Origin of the sequence: Algirhabdus cladophorae (assembly GCF_044772865.1) — a bacterium.
GTDB classification, from domain to species: domain Bacteria; phylum Pseudomonadota; class Alphaproteobacteria; order Rhodobacterales; family Rhodobacteraceae; genus Algirhabdus; species Algirhabdus cladophorae.
This window is the reverse complement of record NZ_CP173029.1, coordinates 203,333-219,779: the sequence shown is the minus strand read 5'-3', so window position 1 is coordinate 219,779 and position 16,447 is coordinate 203,333. Positions and strand designations below refer to the sequence as shown.

General features: G+C 56.6%; 19 protein-coding genes. 7 read left to right on the top strand and 12 right to left on the bottom strand.

Annotation, left to right across the window (positions count from 1 at the left end):
- Window position 1: 1 nt before the first annotated feature.
- Entirely contained in the window at window positions 2-1,654 is a 1,653-nt protein-coding gene (locus ACIRQ6_RS00995; protein ID WP_420862266.1) for an electron transfer flavoprotein-ubiquinone oxidoreductase, read from the bottom strand.
- Between the two features lie 218 nt (window positions 1,655-1,872).
- Between ACIRQ6_RS00995 and greA the strand changes: the two genes are divergently transcribed.
- On the top strand, window positions 1,873-2,343 hold the full coding sequence (gene greA / locus ACIRQ6_RS00990) for a transcription elongation factor GreA (RefSeq protein ID WP_420862265.1): 471 nt from the start codon (window positions 1,873-1,875) through the stop codon (window positions 2,341-2,343).
- A gap of 15 nt (window positions 2,344-2,358) precedes the next feature.
- Complete coding sequence (locus ACIRQ6_RS00985) at window positions 2,359-3,366, top strand: hypothetical protein (RefSeq protein ID WP_420862264.1); 1,008 nt, start codon at window positions 2,359-2,361, stop codon at window positions 3,364-3,366.
- Here ACIRQ6_RS00985 and glp read toward each other — a convergent pair.
- From glp to ACIRQ6_RS00960, 5 genes are read right to left on the bottom strand one after another with little or no spacing between them, the layout of a single operon-like run.
- On the bottom strand, window positions 3,363-4,619 hold the full coding sequence (gene glp / locus ACIRQ6_RS00980) for a gephyrin-like molybdotransferase Glp (protein ID WP_420862263.1): 1,257 nt from the start codon (window positions 4,617-4,619) through the stop codon (window positions 3,363-3,365). The genes ACIRQ6_RS00985 and glp overlap by 4 nt on opposite strands.
- Window positions 4,616-5,491, bottom strand: a complete 876-nt coding sequence (locus ACIRQ6_RS00975; RefSeq protein WP_420862262.1) for a hypothetical protein — start codon at window positions 5,489-5,491, stop codon at window positions 4,616-4,618. Before ACIRQ6_RS00975 ends, glp begins: the two co-directional genes overlap by 4 nt.
- Complete coding sequence (gene mobB / locus ACIRQ6_RS00970; protein ID WP_420862261.1) at window positions 5,488-5,979, bottom strand: molybdopterin-guanine dinucleotide biosynthesis protein B; 492 nt, start codon at window positions 5,977-5,979, stop codon at window positions 5,488-5,490. Before mobB ends, ACIRQ6_RS00975 begins: the two co-directional genes overlap by 4 nt.
- Window positions 5,976-6,593 (bottom strand): molybdenum cofactor guanylyltransferase MobA, encoded by a 618-nt coding sequence (gene mobA, locus ACIRQ6_RS00965; protein WP_420862260.1) that lies wholly within the window; start codon window positions 6,591-6,593, stop codon window positions 5,976-5,978. The genes mobB and mobA overlap by 4 nt, the downstream gene beginning before the upstream one ends.
- Window positions 6,590-7,393, bottom strand: coding sequence for a formate dehydrogenase accessory sulfurtransferase FdhD (locus ACIRQ6_RS00960; RefSeq protein ID WP_420863829.1), 804 nt, complete (start codon window positions 7,391-7,393; stop codon window positions 6,590-6,592). The genes mobA and ACIRQ6_RS00960 overlap by 4 nt, the downstream gene beginning before the upstream one ends.
- A gap of 87 nt (window positions 7,394-7,480) precedes the next feature.
- On the opposite strand from ACIRQ6_RS00960, the gene ACIRQ6_RS00955 reads away from it, so the two are divergent.
- Entirely contained in the window at window positions 7,481-8,188 is a 708-nt protein-coding gene (locus tag ACIRQ6_RS00955; RefSeq protein ID WP_420862259.1) for an AzlC family ABC transporter permease, read from the top strand.
- A complete protein-coding gene (locus ACIRQ6_RS00950) occupies window positions 8,185-8,514 on the top strand; it encodes an AzlD domain-containing protein (protein ID WP_420862258.1) in 330 nt (109 codons plus the stop codon). The genes ACIRQ6_RS00955 and ACIRQ6_RS00950 overlap by 4 nt, the downstream gene beginning before the upstream one ends.
- Here the strand turns inward: ACIRQ6_RS00950 and ACIRQ6_RS00945 are convergent.
- Both ACIRQ6_RS00945 and ACIRQ6_RS00940 read right to left on the bottom strand, forming a co-directional pair.
- Window positions 8,511-9,116 carry a hypothetical protein gene (locus ACIRQ6_RS00945; RefSeq protein ID WP_420862257.1) on the bottom strand — a complete coding sequence of 202 codons (606 nt, stop codon included), beginning with the start codon at window positions 9,114-9,116 and terminating at the stop codon, window positions 8,511-8,513. The two genes, ACIRQ6_RS00950 and ACIRQ6_RS00945, sit on opposite strands and share 4 nt — an antisense overlap.
- Window positions 9,117-9,251 (bottom strand): aa3-type cytochrome c oxidase subunit IV, encoded by a 135-nt coding sequence (locus ACIRQ6_RS00940; protein ID WP_420862256.1) that lies wholly within the window; start codon window positions 9,249-9,251, stop codon window positions 9,117-9,119. It abuts the gene before it with no gap.
- A gap of 195 nt (window positions 9,252-9,446) precedes the next feature.
- Between ACIRQ6_RS00940 and ACIRQ6_RS00935 the strand changes: the two genes are divergently transcribed.
- Complete coding sequence (locus ACIRQ6_RS00935; RefSeq protein WP_420862255.1) at window positions 9,447-10,700, top strand: NAD(P)/FAD-dependent oxidoreductase; 1,254 nt, start codon at window positions 9,447-9,449, stop codon at window positions 10,698-10,700.
- On the opposite strand, the gene ACIRQ6_RS00930 is transcribed toward ACIRQ6_RS00935, so the two are convergent.
- From ACIRQ6_RS00930 to ACIRQ6_RS00920, 3 genes are read right to left on the bottom strand one after another with little or no spacing between them, the layout of a single operon-like run.
- Window positions 10,697-11,149 (bottom strand): DUF6173 family protein, encoded by a 453-nt coding sequence (locus ACIRQ6_RS00930; protein ID WP_420862254.1) that lies wholly within the window; start codon window positions 11,147-11,149, stop codon window positions 10,697-10,699. The genes ACIRQ6_RS00935 and ACIRQ6_RS00930 overlap by 4 nt on opposite strands.
- Window positions 11,146-12,195, bottom strand: a complete 1,050-nt coding sequence (locus ACIRQ6_RS00925; RefSeq protein ID WP_420862253.1) for an MBL fold metallo-hydrolase — start codon at window positions 12,193-12,195, stop codon at window positions 11,146-11,148. The genes ACIRQ6_RS00930 and ACIRQ6_RS00925 overlap by 4 nt, the downstream gene beginning before the upstream one ends.
- Window positions 12,192-13,904, bottom strand: a complete 1,713-nt coding sequence (locus ACIRQ6_RS00920; protein WP_420862252.1) for an acyl-CoA dehydrogenase — start codon at window positions 13,902-13,904, stop codon at window positions 12,192-12,194. Before ACIRQ6_RS00920 ends, ACIRQ6_RS00925 begins: the two co-directional genes overlap by 4 nt.
- A gap of 110 nt (window positions 13,905-14,014) precedes the next feature.
- On the opposite strand from ACIRQ6_RS00920, the gene ACIRQ6_RS00915 reads away from it, so the two are divergent.
- Window positions 14,015-14,953, top strand: a complete 939-nt coding sequence (locus ACIRQ6_RS00915; RefSeq protein ID WP_420862251.1) for an L-threonylcarbamoyladenylate synthase — start codon at window positions 14,015-14,017, stop codon at window positions 14,951-14,953.
- Here the strand turns inward: ACIRQ6_RS00915 and ACIRQ6_RS00910 are convergent.
- Entirely contained in the window at window positions 14,950-15,528 is a 579-nt protein-coding gene (locus tag ACIRQ6_RS00910; RefSeq protein ID WP_420862250.1) for a YqgE/AlgH family protein, read from the bottom strand. The two genes, ACIRQ6_RS00915 and ACIRQ6_RS00910, sit on opposite strands and share 4 nt — an antisense overlap.
- A 111-nt stretch (window positions 15,529-15,639) precedes the next feature.
- Here ACIRQ6_RS00910 and ACIRQ6_RS00905 point away from each other — a divergent pair, with 111 nt between their 5' ends.
- Complete coding sequence (locus ACIRQ6_RS00905) at window positions 15,640-16,437, top strand: protein-disulfide reductase DsbD domain-containing protein (RefSeq protein ID WP_420862249.1); 798 nt, start codon at window positions 15,640-15,642, stop codon at window positions 16,435-16,437.
- Window positions 16,438-16,447: the final 10 nt, after the last annotated feature.

The following is a 16,447-nucleotide window of genomic DNA, read 5'->3' as shown; positions in this document are numbered from 1 at the left end:
CTCACATGTTGGGGTAATTGGGTCCGTCCCCACCCTGCGGCGTGGTCCAAGTGATGTTCTGACTTGGGTCTTTGATGTCGCAGGTTTTGCAATGCACACAGTTTTGAAAGTTGATCACGAACCGTGTTGGTTTAGCGGGTTCTTGCACAAATTCATACACACCAGCCGGGCAATAGCGCGCCGACGGCCCCGCATATTCGTGGAAATTGACTTCCACCGGCACATCTACATCAGTCAGTTTCAAATGCGCAGGCTGGCTTTCTTCATGATTGGTCATGGCAAAGCTGACGTTGGTCAAACGGTCAAAAGACAGCGTTCCATCGGGTTTAGGGTAGTCGATCTTGTCAAATTTGATCGCTTTGCCCGTAGCCGCTGCGTCTGACTTGCCGTGCTTGAGCGTGCCCAAAACGGAAAGGCCCAGCAGGTTGTTGGCCCACATATCAACGGCGCCCAAAGTCAATGAGGCGGTCAGACCATAGCGCGACCACAACGGTTTGACGTTGCGCACCCGCTTAAGGTCTTTGCCAATTGGCCCTGTGCGAACCAGCGCCTCGTAGCCGTTCAATTCATCGCCCGACCGTCCTTCATTCAAAGCAACAACAGCAGCCTCAGCCGCCGCAATGCCAGACAGCATCGCGTTATGGTTGCCCTTGATCCGAGGCACGTTGACCATACCCGCAGAACAGCCCAACAGCGCGCCGCCCGGAAACTCCATCTTTGGCATCGACTGGTAACCACCTTCGGTGATCGCACGGGCACCATACGCTACGCGCTTGCCCCCCTTCAGCAACTCAGCCACCATCGGGTGATGCTTGAACCGTTGGAATTCCATGTAAGGGAACAAATGCGGGTTTTCGTAGTTCAAATGCACCACAAAGCCCACATAGACCTGATTGTTATCAAGATGATAGATGAAGGACCCCCCACCTGCGTTGCTGCCCAAAGGCCAGCCCATTGTGTGGGTTACAGTGCCTTCTTTGTGCTTTTCTGGGTCGATTTCCCAAATCTCTTTCATGCCCAGACCGTATTTCTGAACATCGCTGTCATTATCCAACGCATATTTTTCAATGACTTGTTTGGACAGCGACCCGCGTACACCTTCCGACAGGAACACGTATTTGCCGTGCAGCTCCATCCCCGGCTCGTAGCCGTCGCCTTGGGTGCCATCAGCGTTCAGGCCAAACTCGCCCGCAACCACGCCTTTGACTTCACCTTTGTCGCCGTAAACGAGTTCGGAACAGGCCATGCCGGGAAAAATTTCAACGCCCAATTCTTCGGCCTGTTCGGCCATCCAGCGACACACATTGCCCATGGAGACGATGTAATTGCCGTGGTTGTTCATCAAAGGTGGCATCACAAAATTAGGGATACGGACCTGACCGGCCTCGCCCAACATGTAAAAGTTGTCTTCTTTCACCGGCACAGTGATTGGCGCCCCTTTTTCGGCCCAATCAGGGATCAACGCGTCCAAACCGCTGGGATCCAAAACGGCTCCCGACAAAATGTGCGCGCCCACTTCCGATCCTTTTTCCAAGACCACCACGTCCAAATCGGCGTTCAGTTGCTTCAGCTTGATCGCCGCGGACAGACCAGCCGGCCCTGCCCCCACGATTACAACATCATATTCCATAGCTTCGCGCGAAATTTCAGACATTCAAAACAGGCTCCCGTGGCACGCAATAATCTGTCGTTGTGATTAGACATCCCTGCACTTTGGGTCAATCGCAACACGGCGTCAAATTCAGCATCTGCGACAACAGGCATCATCCTGCGGGCTTTGCGGACAAAGCCTTGCAATCAGGGGCCATCTGCGGTCATTTAGGGCATCGCAACCTGCGCGCATCCCTGCGCCCTGCAAAGAACTGACGCCCAATGGAAAAGATACCGATGACGCAAGCGGGCCATGCCCGGATTGACGAAGAATTAAAGCACCTAAAATCTGTCGAACGCCCAACCATCATCACGGCGATTGCAGAGGCGCGTGAGCTGGGCGATCTGAAGGAAAATGCTGAATACCACTCTGCACGGGAAAAGCAGGGCTTTATCGAAGGCCGGATTAAAGAATTGGAAGCCATCATTTCACTTGCTGATGTGATCGATACATCCAAGCTATCCGGCACCGTGAAATTCGGCGCCTATGTGGAATTGGTCGACGAAGACACGGACGAAGAAAAAACCTACCAGATCGTCGGCGAACCAGAAGCAGACATCGAGACCGGCAAGTTAAATATGAAAAGCCCGCTTGCCCGTGCTCTTATCGGCAAGGACGAAGGCGACAGTGTCGAGGTACGCACCCCCGGCGGTGTAAGGTCTTATGAAATCCTGTCGATCTCGTTTAGCTGAACCTTGGCAAACACTGTGACCGACCCACGCCAAAATACACCCCTCACACCCGGGCCTGATTTGTCCAGCCGTCCCGCTACACAGGGCATATCTGCGGCCGAGATTATTGCGACGTTGCTTAGTATAATCTGGCTGCTGGGTGCTTTGGTGTTTTTCGTGTTTATCCCCAATTCGCGCGATAACTTTAATGGCATGCAGTTTGTCACAGTCATGCTGACGATCTTTTTGCCAGTGGCAATGATCTGGGTTGCGGCGATGTCAGCACGCTCGGTACGGGTGATGCGAGAGGAAAGCGCGCGCTTGCAAGCCGCCATAGATGGCATCCGCAGCAGCTATATCCAACAACAGCAATCTACCACCCTTGGGCACAAACCTGAGGTCGAGCAAAAACTAGAAGCCCTCGCCGAGGCCGCTGAAGAAACCAAATCGGTCATCGCGACCTTTGCCTCAACACGGCAAGCCCAGACCGCAGCCTTTACGCCCTCACGGCCCGCACCATTGGATGATCAGCCCGCGCTGGCCCTTGGTACCCCAGCCGAGGATCTATCGCCCCCTCTGCCCACAGATGACCTGATCCGCGCTTTGAACTTCCCGGAGAACGCCGAGGATCTGGATGGGTTCACGTCCCTACGGATGGCCCTCAAGGATCGAAAGGCAAGCCAAGTGATCACGGCGGCTCAGGATATCCTGACCCTATTGTCGCAAGACGGAATTTACATGGACGATCTGCGCTATGACCGCGCCAAGCCCGAGCTTTGGCGGCGCTTTGCCAAGGGCGAGCGCGGGCGCATGGTGGCCCAACTGGGCGGTGTGCATGATCGCTCTAGCCTTGCGTTGACGGCCGGTCGCATGCGCGAGGACGTGGTGTTTCGCGATGCAGCGCACCATTTTTTGCGCAAGTTCGACAAGATGGTCTTGGATTTTGAACCCGAAGCCACAGACGCCAATCTTGCCGCACTTTCGACGACACGGACCGCCGTTGCGTTCATGTTGCTAGGCCGCGTCGCTGGTATTTTCAACTAAAGCCCGAAACTGGCAAAGGGCAGGTATTTGACCAAATCGCCCTCTGCGATATCCATTGCCTCGTCGGGTAATTCGATCAACCCATCCGCCCAAGCAAGGCCACTGATCCGCCCAGATCCTTCGGAATGGAACCGTTCCGCGCGGCCATCGGTGCCCATGCGCGCCCGTAGATATTCGCGACGGCCTGCCTTTTTGGATTTGGAAAATGCAGCCGGAATCCAAAACGCCTGAGGGCGGCGTCCAGTCCGGCCTGACAAGATATCAAACGCCGGTTTTGCAAAGATCAATGCGCAGACAAAGGCCGCAACCGGATTTCCTGGAAGGCCAAAGACCGGAATGCCGCTCCATAACCCCAAAGCCATCGGTCGCCCCGGCTTCATCGCAACCCGCCACAACGCCATAGATCCCGTCTGTTCCAACAGCCGCGAGACATGGTCCTCATCCCCTGCCGATGCCCCACCCGAGGTCAGGATCATATCCGCCGAATGTGCTGCCTCGTCCAACACCTTGCGCAATGCCTCTGTGCTATCGCGGCTTTGCCCCATGTCGACGATTGTGGCCCCAAATCGCGCAAAAAGTGCCGACAGCATCGGCCGGTTTGCATCAAAAATCTGACCTGCTCCGGCCACGCTGCCCACTTCGGCCAATTCATCGCCAGTTGAAATGACCGCAACCCGTAAAGGGCGATAGACCTGCACCGACGATACACCCGTGGCCGCCAAGATCGCCAACTCAGGTGCCGCCAAAACGGTGCCTTGTTTTAAAATTACGTCGCCCGCCACGACATCTTCACCCGACTTGCGTGTGTTCGCGCCCTGTTTCAAAGGACCGTTAAACGCAATCGCCTCGTCAGCGACAGTGCAATCCTCTTCCAAGACAACAGTGTTCACGCCATCAGGGACACAAGCCCCCGTAAGGATCCGAATGGCATGGCCTGCTGGCACAGCCCCCGAAAAAGGAACACCCGCCGCCGCCCGACCATCGACGAGAGGTAAGATATTCGGCCCGTCCACAACACTTTGTGCGTCAAAGCCATAGCCATCAACCGCAGAATTTGGCGCGGGCGGATTGGACCGCTGCGCTGTCACATCTGCCGCCAAAACCCGCCCCGACGCCGCCAACAGCGGTAGATCCTCGCCCTTGACTACAACATGCAACCGCTCTTCAAGCAATGCCAAAGCTGCGTCCACAGGTGTCCAATGGATCCCTTGAGGCAACGCAAAACAGTCATTTGTCAATGCAGGAGGCTTCATGCCGCTGTCGCCCCCAATATCCACCCTTCTTGTGCGATCTGATCCGCATTTGACAGTCTCGCGCAAACCTCAAAAGCATCGGGCCAAGTCTCGGCTTTATTCATGGTGTCGAACTGATCACACACCCAACGGACCTGTTTGGCATCCAAAATATCATATAATTCATGGGGATACGCGTGTTCCAAGGAAAGCGAACACTCAGGACGCATTAGGCTCGGATAGATCTCGACCACCGTTATTTTCGCATCGGGCTGTTCAAACCCCGTCTCTAGCGGCCATACCGCCAGATCCTCCCGATAGTGCTGTTTCAAAGCCCATAAATAGGGCAATCCCAGCAAAGATTGCGATCCAACCGAGCCTGTCGTAAACAATTTCCACGTGCTTTGGGCCGAAGATACGGCATCTTCAACAGCTCGTCTTTCCGCCATGCCATGCCCGTGTCGCAGGCTGCCCTTTGCGGGCAGTGCCTCGTCCTCAACACCCATGGGACAGCCCCAAAACGGGCCAATGCCCTCAAACAAGGCGTTCACATCTTTAATCACGGCAAAGCGGTTATTGCTGTTGTCAGGCCCATCTTTTATGTGATCCGCCAACCAGCTCCAAACAGCCAAACCACGATCTGATCCTGTAAGTTTTTTCGCAAAACCCACTGGATATCCAAAACTGAAATCAAATCCAATCAGCACCTTTTGCCCCGCTGCCAAAGCCGCCTGCAAAACGTCACTGACATAGTCTATCGCGGCGGCACGTGTTCGGTGATAGGTAGGATGTTGCCCAGAAATACAGATGAATATCGCATCTTTTGTAGGTTTGCGCGGCGACGGTTTGGACCGCGCTGACCAATCCACGGCTATGATGCGATCATATTTCACAAACCGACCTCAGCAAGAATGAAATCAGCAATCGCGGCCGTGTCATCCAGATTAAAGACAGGCTGGGACACATCCACATCCGTGTTGCTGGCAATAGCCCGAATGGTCGGGTCATTCAGCGCGATCAAGGGCTGGCCCGTTTCGGTTCGAAACGCCTCGACTTTGGGATGATCGTCACGCTTGTAGCCTTCGATCAACACCAGATCGACAGGGGCAAGTTTGGCCAACAGGTCCGCCAGTGGCGGCTCGTCCTCGCCGGCCAGTTCATGCATCAAAGCCCAGCGATTGCCCGACGCCAATAAGACCTCGCGCGCCCCTGCAACCCGGTGGCGATAGCTGTCTTTGCCCGGTTGGTCTACATCGAAATTATGGTGCGCGTGTTTGATCGTGGACACAGTGACGCCGCGCCCGCAGATTTCTGTCACCAACCGTTCCATCAGGCCGGTTTTGCCCGCGTTCTTCCACCCAACGACACCAAATACTCTCATAAGTCCTCCATCAGGCCGCGGGCCGTTTCCAAATCATGGGGTGTGTTGACGTTGAAAAAAGGATCAAACACCGGTGCCGGAAAAGCCGCCTGTGCGGTACCATGGGTATCGGTCCACAAAACCACCTTGCGCAGCCCACCCAACAGCGCCGCGCGCAGATCCTCACGCAAATTAACGGGCCACAACCCAAAAGTAGGATGGCGCATCATACCTTTGACCGGATCGGGACTGGCGGCCAGCGCAATCGGTTTATCTTGCGCCTCGGCGGCGAGGATCAATTGAGGCACCAGATCGCAGGGAAAAAAGGGCGTATCTGCCGCCACCGACACCACGTGGCTGGCCCCATGGGCGGCCGCCCAATCCAGACCCGCCAAAACCCCCGCCAAAGGACCGGCAAACCCGTCAATACTGTCAGGCACCACAGAAAAGCCCGTATCGTCAAAGCGGCCCGCATCGCCGTTGGCATTCAGCACAATTTGCGACACTTGCGGCTCTAGTCGTTCAATCACATGGCTCAGGATGGACCGTCCACCCAAGTCGTTCCGCGACTTGTCACCGCCGCCCATTCGGGTCGCCTGACCCCCGGCCAAAATCAAACCAATCGGTTGTTTCATCCGCGCACCTCTGCATCACGGATCAGACGATCCTCGCCCGCAAGGCAAGTAAATCGCTGCCCACGCATCCGCCCCACCAAGGTCAGCCCAACTTGCTGCGCTATATCAACGCCCCATGCCGTAAAGCCCGAGCGCGAGACCAGTGCCGGAATGCCCATGGTCGCGCATTTGATCACCATTTCAGAGGTCAATCGGCCGGTTGTATAAAGGATCTTGTCGCTGGGATCGCAATCATGGGCCAACATCCAGCCCGCCACTTTGTCCACGGCGTTATGACGTCCGACGTCCTCCATATAGACCAAGGGCGTGTCGCCTTGGCACAGCACCGTTCCGTGAATGGCCCCTGCTTCGAGGTAGAGACTGGGCAGCGTGTTGATCTGATGGGCCAGCGCATAGAGCCACGATGTGCGCACCTCGGACTTGGGCAATTCCAGCCCTGCCAGCCCTTCCATCATATCGCCAAAAACCGTGCCCACGGCACAGCCACTGGTCCGCGTCTTTTTCTTCAGCTTTTCCTCAAATGTCGTCTGCGCGCCCGTGCGCACCACGGCCACCTGCACCTCTTCATCAAAATCAACGCCCAAAACATCACCCACATCCGGCAACATGCCCTGATTACGCAAAAACCCCAACGCAAGGTATTCGGGATGATCGCCAATGGTCATGGCTGTGACGATTTCTTGGGAATTGAGATAGATCGTCAGCGGACGCTCCTCGACCACTGCAATCGCCACAGACGCACCGGTTTGATCCCGACCTGTGATTTGGCGCGTCAGACCCGCGGCCTTGGGATCAGGCATCAGCGGGGCAGGATGTTGCGGTAGCTTGGGCACTTGAAACTCTCTGATCAGCGTTCTACGCGTTGCCCAGCAAACCTAGGGAAAACTATGGCTGCGACCAACCCCAAAACGATCTACTGGCGCGGCGTGCTTGATGGATCCCCGTTTATTCTGGTTTTGATCCCGTTTGGGATGCTGTTTGGCGTGGCCGCAACAGAAGCTGGCCTGAATTTGGCCCAAGTTATGGGATTTTCCATTTTGGTAATCGCAGGATCGGCGCAGTTTACCGCCCTGCAATTGATGACCGAAAACGCCCCTACGATCATTGTGGTTCTCACAGCCCTGTCTGTGAACCTGCGTATGGCGATGTATTCCGTGGCCATGGTCCCCCATTTGGGGGCAGCGCCTTTGTGGAAGCGGGCGTTGGCCTCGTATCTGTTGGTCGACCAAAGCTACACAGTGGCCTACATCACCTACGAGAAAAACACATGGAGCCTGAGGCAAAAGCTGGCCTATTTCTGGGGTGTTCTGACCCCCATGGCGCCGCTTTGGTATGGGGCCACGTATCTTGGGGCCGTTCTGGGCAGCGCGATCCCGCCAGAATATGCGTTGGATTTTGCAGTGCCGATTACCTTTTTGGCACTGATTGCCCCGTCTTTGAAATCCTTGGCCCATGTGGCTGCGGCCTTTGTGTCGGCGGCGGGTACTCTGGCGCTGATCTGGGTGCCCTATAGCCTTGGCCTGATGATCGCTGCCTTTTTTGCCCTGATCGTGGGCGCTCGGGTTGAGGTGTGGATGGAAAGGCAACACAGATGATGCCCGCAGACACACAGATCTGGTTGATCATTATCCTGCTTGGGATCGGCACATTTCTGGTGCGGTTTTCGTTCCTTGGCCTCATTGGAAACCGCCAACTTCCCGATTGGGTGTTACGCCACCTGCGCTATGTTTCGGTCGCGGTTATGCCCGGTATCGTTGCCCCATTGGTGCTGTGGCCCGAGGCCACGAACGGCGAACTTGATCCAGCGCGATTGGGGGCTGCGTGCGCAGCGCTTTTGGCAGGGCTGGTGACACGCAGTGTGATCTGGGCGGTGATTGCTGGCGGATGCACCCTATACGGGTTGCTTTATCTGTTGGGTTAGCCGCGCCACTGACGCAAAACCAGATCCTTGTCGTCGGGATCATCGTCGCGGTACACACGCGTCGCAACACCGGGCAACGCCCCAAATTGGTCCATAGCGTTTTTGGGAAACCATGTCTGGCGGATGCTTTCAAACCCAGGCAATTCGGACAAAATCGTCGTGATAGATTGCGAACACATGGCCTGCGGCACCGCCCCATTGGCGTAGACCTTTTGCAGGGCCAGTTCCGCCACTGCAGGGGAGACTTCGATCACCTGTTCCACCACTCGGTAGGTGACCCGCGCGTGATAGTCGACGAACACATCATAAACAGCCGGGTTTGAGCCGATGATCACATCGCCACGTTCGGGGATCACCGGATGTTGGAAACTGCCCGCAGGATCAAAAATGACCCGCTCGGACCCATTGACCATCAGGGCCAGATGCGCCCCGCCATCTGACGAGTTCTTCAAGACTGTCAGCAGCGTTAAACTGGTAGGACCTGCGTGCACATACCGCTTTTGCGCCACCAATTCATCACTGGCGTAGGTCGAAGGCACCACTGTGCACGCAGCAACCATGAGGGGCAGCGCACAGGCCAGCAGCCACCCCCGCACAATCATTTAGCCGTTTACCAGCGCAATAAAGATCAACAGAGCGATGCTGATAATCGCACCCCAAGTTGTAAATTTGATAAAGCCCGCAAAGGTCTTTTCTTGGACTTTGATGTCCATTTCACCGTGCTTATGCTCTGCCATTGTTTGAATCCCTTCCATTAGCTGACCTCGAATTAAACGATTCCAATTAACAAGTCACCACGCAAAGCAACCACTTCGCCGCGCCCCTTAGTCGCGGTTTTTCGAGGCAAGGGGGTGACATGGGCGAAATCATACATATGTGAGGATCGGACGGCTCGTCCGTCACCGACCAGCGCTTGAAAGGAGGCATGTCACATGTCCCAACCGCTGCAAAAGATCGTGATCGTCGGCGCAGGCTTTGGTGGATTATCCGCCGCCAAGGCCCTCAGCAAAGCCCCCGTAGAGATCACTTTGATCGACCGCCAAAACCACCACCTGTTCCAACCCCTGCTGTACCAAGTCGCAACCGCAGCACTGACCCCTGCGGAAATTGCAGTGCCCATCCGGCATATCTTGCGCCACCAAAAGAATGTCCATGTGGTCATGGACAGCGTTGATGCTGTGGACACCTCGGTCAAATGCGTCACCACCAAAGACGGGCAGCGCTTTGACTATGATGTTTTGATTTTGGCCACCGGCGCCCGACATAGCTATTTTGGCAAGGATCACTGGGCCCAACACGCGCCGGGCCTCAAAACCTTGGGCGACGCCTTTGATCTGCGCGAGCGCATCCTTAGCGCCTTTGAACAGGCGGAAAATTTGGCCAGCAGCGACCTCGCCGCCGCCAAAGCCCACCAGTGTTTCGTTGTGGTCGGCGCAGGCCCTACCGGAGTTGAAATGGCAGGCGCTATCGCCGAGCTGGCCCATTCCCTTGCCCGCGATTTTCGCAAGATCGATCCCAAACACAACCGCATTTTGCTGATCGAAGGCGGCCCAGATGTCTTGCCCAGTCTTGCAAAAAAACTGTCCAAACGGGCACGGCGCGATTTGGAAAGCCTCGGCGTAGAGGTGTTGACCGACACAATGGTGCGCGACATCCATGCAGACCGGGTCGAGACCTCGGACAGCACCATCGCCAGTCACACTGCTGTCTGGGCAGCAGGCGTCCAAGCATCGCCCGCCGCCAAATGGCTGGGGTTGGACCCCGGGCGCAGCGGGCATGTGCCTGTGGATGATACTCTGCGTCCCCAAGGGCACGATGATGTCTACGTCATTGGGGACACTGCACTGGCCTTGCAAAACGACAAACCCCTGCCCGGCATTGCCCCTGTGGCCAAACAGATGGGACAGTATGTCGGCAGACGCCTTGCGCAAATTGCTGTCGGTCACACTCCCAAAGGATCGTTCCGCTATAAAGACGCAGGCGCCTTGGCCACTATTGGACGCAATCGGGCTGTAGCCGATATTTTCGGCCTAAAGGTCACTGGGTTTATCGGTTGGTTGCTCTGGGGTGCCGCCCACGTCTATTTCCTGATCGGCTTTAAAAACAGGCTTTTTGTCGTGCTGAACTGGCTGTGGTCCTACATCACATGGCAACGCGGCGTACGCCTGATCATGCACAAACCCTAGCCGGTGGTTTCTTCCAGCTCCTGGGCCAAGCGGAACCCAATGCGGTTTGGCTCGGCCTGATCCACATGTTTGGGAAGGGCGCGCAACATCACATTCAGCTGGCTGACATGCTGCACAAGTTGGGTGCGCCCACCCGCCGGATCGCTGCCATAAAAGGTGATCATGTCCGGATCAAAATACCCCATCCCTTCGATCCGCAACACGCCTGCGTCACCACCGGTAAACCCCATGGCAGCCTCTTGATCAGAATCGAGCGTTTCTTCGAACTTCTGAATGTAGAGGATGAGGCGCTCGTAGGCCCATTGCGCCGCGCTTTTGCGTTCAATGCCTTCTTCCAGCGCCTTTGGGAGATCCGCAGTTTGGCCTTTGCCATCCTTGCCCACATCTCGCTTGCGGGGGATTGCCGCGGCTTCTAACGCCTCAGCAGAAGTTTTGATATCGTCCGTCATGGCTCAACCCTTTTAAACAGATACGCACCTGCATCCGAAAGCGTGCGCGCAGCGCGTCCTTCCTTCCACAGATGGTTACAATGGGCCACGGCCTCGACCAAGGCCAGACCATATTCCCCGCCGCTAATGTTGCGCTTAAAAAGCGGTAAAAAGCAATCGCCAGCCGCGCGCGCCTCGGTCAAATGTTCCTCAAGCCTGCGCAAAGCACCGTGATGATTGTCGATCAACTGGCGCATGCGAACGGGCAGTCCGGCAAAGGGCAGTTTGTGCCCGCCCAACACCAGATGATCCTCGCGGGCAAGCCTGCCCAAACGTTCACAGGCCTCCAGCCATTCGGCCACAGGATCCGCATCCGGTTCGGTCGCATAGACCCCAAGATTTGAACTGATAGACGGAATGATCTGATCGCCAGACAGGACCAGATTATCGTCCCTGCTCCAGAAGGTGGCATGTTCGGGGGAATGGCCATTGCCGATATGCACATCCCATGTCCGACCACCAAATTGTATCACGCTATCTTGCTGAATACGGGTAAAGCCCAGCGGCATTGGTGCAACGCAATCGGCAAAATTGAACGGGCGTTCGGCACTGCGCTGCGCAAGGACATCCGCATCCATGCCCGCGCGCTTCCAAAACTCCAGCGTCTCGGGTTTGGGCAGATCATGGGCATCCAGAACCAACATACGCGCAAAGAGCCATGTGGTGCGCGTGCAAACCAATTCCGCGCCATGTTCCGTCTGAAACCATCCAGCAAGACCGATGTGGTCGGGATGATGGTGCGTGACAATGACACGGCCCACGGGTTTACCCGCAAGAGGCCCTGCCAGAACCTTGGTCCAAATGGAACGACTACGTTTGCTGGCAAAGCCGGTGTCGACAATGGTCCAACTGTCGCCGTCATCTAGCGCATAGCAATTGACGTGGTCCAACGCCATTGGCAAAGGCATACGGATCCAAAAAACCCCGTCTGCCACTTGGGTCGTGCAGCCCTCGGCTGGCGGCGTGTCCCACGGATAGCGCAGCGGGGCTGGCCCCGCCTCAGTCATGCCACCAAATCGTCAGTGGAAAGAGCGAAAAGATCATCTGCACCTTGCTTGGCTTGTTGGATCAGCCCCATGTGTTCTGGCAAAAGGCGCGAAATGTAAAGCTGTGCTAGCTTCTGCCGCGTGCCACCTTCGGCCAAAGCCGCTGTCAGATGGAAATGCCCGCCCAAGACGCGTGCAAACGCTCGCAAATACGGAACGGCCCCGGCAAACCGGTTATTGTAGTCCTTTTGGGCCACCATCCATTCGGTGGCTTCACGCAGGGTTTCGCAGGCTTGCCACACGGCATTGGCCAACTCGGGCATCGTGCCTTTTGCGGCCTCAGCCTGTTCTTCCATCTCATCGAGCAAGGCAAACGCAGCCTCACCGCCATCCATCAACTTGCGCGCCACGAGGTCCATGGCCTGAATGCCGTTCGTGCCTTCATAGATCGCCGTGACCCGCACATCGCGCGAATACTGCGCTGCACCGGTTTCTTCAATAAAGCCCATGCCGCCGTGCACTTGGACCCCTTGCTGGGCAACGTCCATGCCAACATCAGTGCCAAAGGCTTTGGCAATCGGCGTCAAAAAGGCCGCGCGAGCCTGCCAGCTTTGATCACCAGTGGCGCGGCCCATATCAATTGCTACCGCACAGGCCAGCGCGATCGCGCGTGAGGCAAAGATATCCGCACGCATAACGCCCAACATACGCCGTACATCCGCATGATCTACAATGGTGCCAGTGCCGCCTTCGACCATGGTTTTGCCCTGCTTTCGATCCAGCGCATAGCCCACGGCGTGCTGATAGGCCCCTTCAGCCGCGCCAATACCTTGGGTCCCAACACCCAGACGCGCGTTGTTCATCATGGTAAACATCGCAGCCATTCCAGCGTGGGGCGCCCCCACCAGCCAGCCTTTGGCACCATCATATTGCATCACGGCAGTGGGCGAGCCATGCAAGCCCATCTTGTGTTCCAAAGACACCACCCGCAAGCTGTTGTGTTCGCCCAAGGTGCCGTCCTCATTGGGGATCAGTTTTGGAACCATAAAGAGACTAATGCCCTTGGTGCCTTCGACCCCATCGGGCAAACGGGCCAGAACCAAATGGCACACGTTTTCCGTAAAATCATTGTCGCCCCAGCTGATGTAAATCTTTTGTCCACTGATGGCGTAGCTGCCATCGCCATTTGGCTCGGCTTTGCTGCGCAGGGCGCCCACATCACTGCCCGCTTGCGGTTCGGTCAGATTCATCGTCCCCGACCATGCACCCGAAATCAGCTTGGGCAAATAGGTTTCTTTCAAAGCGTCACTGGCGTGGTGTTCCAAGGCCTCGATCTGGCCTTGGGTCATCAACGGGTTCAATTGCAACGACAAACAGGCCCCTGCCAGCATCTCGTTGACTGATGTGGTCACAGCCATCGGCAACCCCATACCGCCATTTTCAGGATCCGCCGACATACCAACCCAACCGCCCTCGGCGATCGCGGTGTAGCCTTCGCCAAAGCCCGGCGAGGTCCGCACAACACCATTTTCCAAAACCGCAGGATGCAGGTCGCCTTGGCGGTTCAAAGGGGCCAAAACATCTTCGCAAAGGCGCCCTGCTTCTGTCAAAATAGCCTCGACCATATCCGGCGTCGCGTCAGCATAAAGCGGTGTAGCGCTGACTTTGTCGAGGCCCACAACATGGTTCAGAATAAAGCTGTGATCAGTGACAGGGGCGCGGTACGGCATGGGCTATCCTTTTGCAAAGACTTGGCAAATATATTTCGGGGCAGTATGCCCGCATAAGGTTTGTGTCAGATTAGACCAGCCCGCCTGTCCTGCAACTGAAACGCCGCGTCATGATCAAAACCGAAATTCTGGGCACGAACCCAACGGATATCGCCAAAGCCGCCGCGATGTTGCAGCGCGGTGACCTGTTGGGTCTACCGACGGAAACAGTGTACGGGTTGGGCGCGGATGCGCGCAACGCGCAAGCTGTCGCAGGAATTTTTGCAGCCAAAGGACGGCCCAGCTTTAATCCGCTGATTGTACATGTTTCCGATTTCGCCATGGCCCAGCAAATCGGCGGTTTTGATGATGTTATGTCCCATTTGGCCCGCAATCTTTGGCCCGGCCCTTTGACCCTTGTGGTACCCGTGCGTCCCAGCCGAGTGGCGGATCTGGTGACAGCGGGTCAGGACACAGTGGCCATACGTGTGCCGGCCCACCCAGTGGCACATGCGATCCTGACGGCATTTGGTGGACCAATTGCAGCGCCGTCGGCCAATCCATCCGGTCAGGTCAGCGCCACCACAGCGGCCCATGTCATGGCGGGTCTTGGTGGCAAAGTCGCAGGGGTTGTTGACGCAGGCCCCTGCGCCATCGGTCTGGAATCGACTATTGTGAGTGGTGCGCAAGGCGGTACGATCCTGCGCAGTGGCGGAGTGTCGGCCGAAACACTTGCAGCCCTGCTAGGTCATGATCTTGCCAACAAAACAACACCCAGTGCCATCACGGCACCGGGACAATTGGCCTCGCACTACGCCCCCAAAGGCACAGTCCGATTGAATGTACACAGCCCAGAACCAGATGAAACCTACGTAGGTTTTGGGGCGATGGACTGCGACTTTAACCTCTCAGAAAAGGGGGATCTGACCGAAGCGGCGGCAAACCTCTTTGCAACTCTGCATGCCTTAAACGCCCAAGATGCCGCCAAAATCGCCGTAGCGCCTGTTCCCGAAACCGGGTTGGGCGCTGCGATCAATGACCGGTTGCGCAGGGCTGCAGCACCGCGTTAGGCCGAACCACCTTCTGCACTCAGCACCAGTGGATTGATCCCCATGCTTTCTAGTGCCGCTGTCCATTTATCCCGATCCGCCGCGCCAAATACGATATCGGGCACGCCTTCGCAGGTCAGCCAACCGTTGTCGGCCAATTCACCTTCCAATTGCCCTGGCCCCCAGCCGGAATAGCCCAGCGCCATCATGCTGGCCGCGGGTCCAAAGCCGCGCGCGATGTCTTCCAGAATATCCAAAGTGGCCGTCATAGACACGGCATCATCCACCTGCAACGTTGATCCATGCGTGATATAATCGGGCGAATGTAAAACAAACCCACGTCCATGCTCTACCGGGCCGCCAAAATGCACCTTGATGTCTTTGGCATCCGGTGCAGGCTTGATGTCGAGCTGTTCCAAAAGATCGGTGAACTGCAAGTCTTCGGTCGGCTTGTTGATGATCAGGCCCATAGCCCCTTCCTCGGAATGGGCACACATATAGACCACGGATTTGGCAAAACGCGGATCCCCCATGCTGGGCATCGCAATCAGCATTTTGCCAGTTAGGTTGGTTGGAATATGAGACGACTCGGCCATAGTGCTAGAATGTGGCCTGATAAGCACAGGTTCAAGGCCTCAATCGACTGTCACAAAGTCTCGCTCACTCGTGATTTCCCTAAAGGGGACAAATCTCTGATAAACGACCCCATGAGACACTCTTTTGCCTTTGCAGCCCTTGTCGCAAGCATAGCCGCACTCACTGCCGCCGCTGATCCGGCCGATGCCGTGCGCCTGGACATCTTGCCCGGTTGGGAAAATGCCGACGGGACCCAGATGGCGGGCCTGCGGGTCAGTCTGGATGATGGGTGGAAAACCTACTGGCGTGCGCCGGGCGATGCGGGCATCCCACCCGTGTTTTCCTGGAACGGTTCGGAAAATGTACGTGGCGTATCGTTTCATTGGCCCGTGCCCGAGGTCCATTCCCAAAACGGCATGCGCACCTTCGGCTACCAAGGCGAGTTTACAATTCCCGTCACTGTGCACCGCTCTGCCGATGGCACTGCGCGCTTGAAAGGCAAAGTGCAGATTGGCGTGTGTTCAGATATTTGCGTGCCAGTCACCTTGCGCTTTGACCAGCTTTTGCCGGAGGGTGGCGCACGCGATGGCCAGATTGCCTCTGCCCTTGTGGACCAGCCAATGACCGCTAAAGAAGGCCGTGTGGCCGCAGCAACCTGCGCGTTTGATCCGACCTCGGACGGGGCTCACTTGACGGTAAAGGTCCAAATGCCACAGCTTGCAGAGATGGAACTTGCCGTAATCGAGGCCGGCGATCCCCGCATTTGGGTGGCCGAACCGGTGGTCGAACGGCAAGGGGATTGGCTGGTGGCACAAACCCGCATGTATCACGACTATGACGGCCCAATGGTGATCAATCGTGGATCAATGCGCATCACTGTGTTGGGCGCGGGCCAAGCCGTCGACATTCAAGGCTGCTCTGGCTCCTAAACGGACCCAG

Excerpts from the sequence above, each read along its gene's own strand:
- ACIRQ6_RS00995 (WP_420862266.1), bottom strand. The coding sequence starts at position 1,654 with ATGTCTGAAATTTCGCGCGAAGCTATGGAATATGATGTTGTAATCGTG.
- greA (WP_420862265.1), top strand. The coding sequence starts at position 1,873 with ATGGAAAAGATACCGATGACGCAAGCGGGCCATGCCCGGATTGACGAA.
- glp (WP_420862263.1), bottom strand. The coding sequence starts at position 4,619 with ATGAAGCCTCCTGCATTGACAAATGACTGTTTTGCGTTGCCTCAAGGG.
- mobB (WP_420862261.1), bottom strand. The coding sequence starts at position 5,979 with ATGAGAGTATTTGGTGTCGTTGGGTGGAAGAACGCGGGCAAAACCGGC.
- mobA (WP_420862260.1), bottom strand. The coding sequence starts at position 6,593 with ATGAAACAACCGATTGGTTTGATTTTGGCCGGGGGTCAGGCGACCCGA.
- ACIRQ6_RS00960 (WP_420863829.1), bottom strand. The coding sequence starts at position 7,393 with ATGCCTGATCCCAAGGCCGCGGGTCTGACGCGCCAAATCACAGGTCGG.
- ACIRQ6_RS00955 (WP_420862259.1), top strand. The coding sequence starts at position 7,481 with ATGGCTGCGACCAACCCCAAAACGATCTACTGGCGCGGCGTGCTTGAT.
- ACIRQ6_RS00950 (WP_420862258.1), top strand. The coding sequence starts at position 8,185 with ATGATGCCCGCAGACACACAGATCTGGTTGATCATTATCCTGCTTGGG.
- ACIRQ6_RS00945 (WP_420862257.1), bottom strand. The coding sequence starts at position 9,116 with ATGATTGTGCGGGGGTGGCTGCTGGCCTGTGCGCTGCCCCTCATGGTT.
- ACIRQ6_RS00940 (WP_420862256.1), bottom strand. The coding sequence starts at position 9,251 with ATGGCAGAGCATAAGCACGGTGAAATGGACATCAAAGTCCAAGAAAAG.
- ACIRQ6_RS00935 (WP_420862255.1), top strand. The coding sequence starts at position 9,447 with ATGTCCCAACCGCTGCAAAAGATCGTGATCGTCGGCGCAGGCTTTGGT.
- ACIRQ6_RS00930 (WP_420862254.1), bottom strand. The coding sequence starts at position 11,149 with ATGACGGACGATATCAAAACTTCTGCTGAGGCGTTAGAAGCCGCGGCA.
- ACIRQ6_RS00925 (WP_420862253.1), bottom strand. The coding sequence starts at position 12,195 with ATGACTGAGGCGGGGCCAGCCCCGCTGCGCTATCCGTGGGACACGCCG.
- ACIRQ6_RS00920 (WP_420862252.1), bottom strand. The coding sequence starts at position 13,904 with ATGCCGTACCGCGCCCCTGTCACTGATCACAGCTTTATTCTGAACCAT.
- ACIRQ6_RS00915 (WP_420862251.1), top strand. The coding sequence starts at position 14,015 with ATGATCAAAACCGAAATTCTGGGCACGAACCCAACGGATATCGCCAAA.
- ACIRQ6_RS00910 (WP_420862250.1), bottom strand. The coding sequence starts at position 15,528 with ATGGCCGAGTCGTCTCATATTCCAACCAACCTAACTGGCAAAATGCTG.
- ACIRQ6_RS00905 (WP_420862249.1), top strand. The coding sequence starts at position 15,640 with ATGAGACACTCTTTTGCCTTTGCAGCCCTTGTCGCAAGCATAGCCGCA.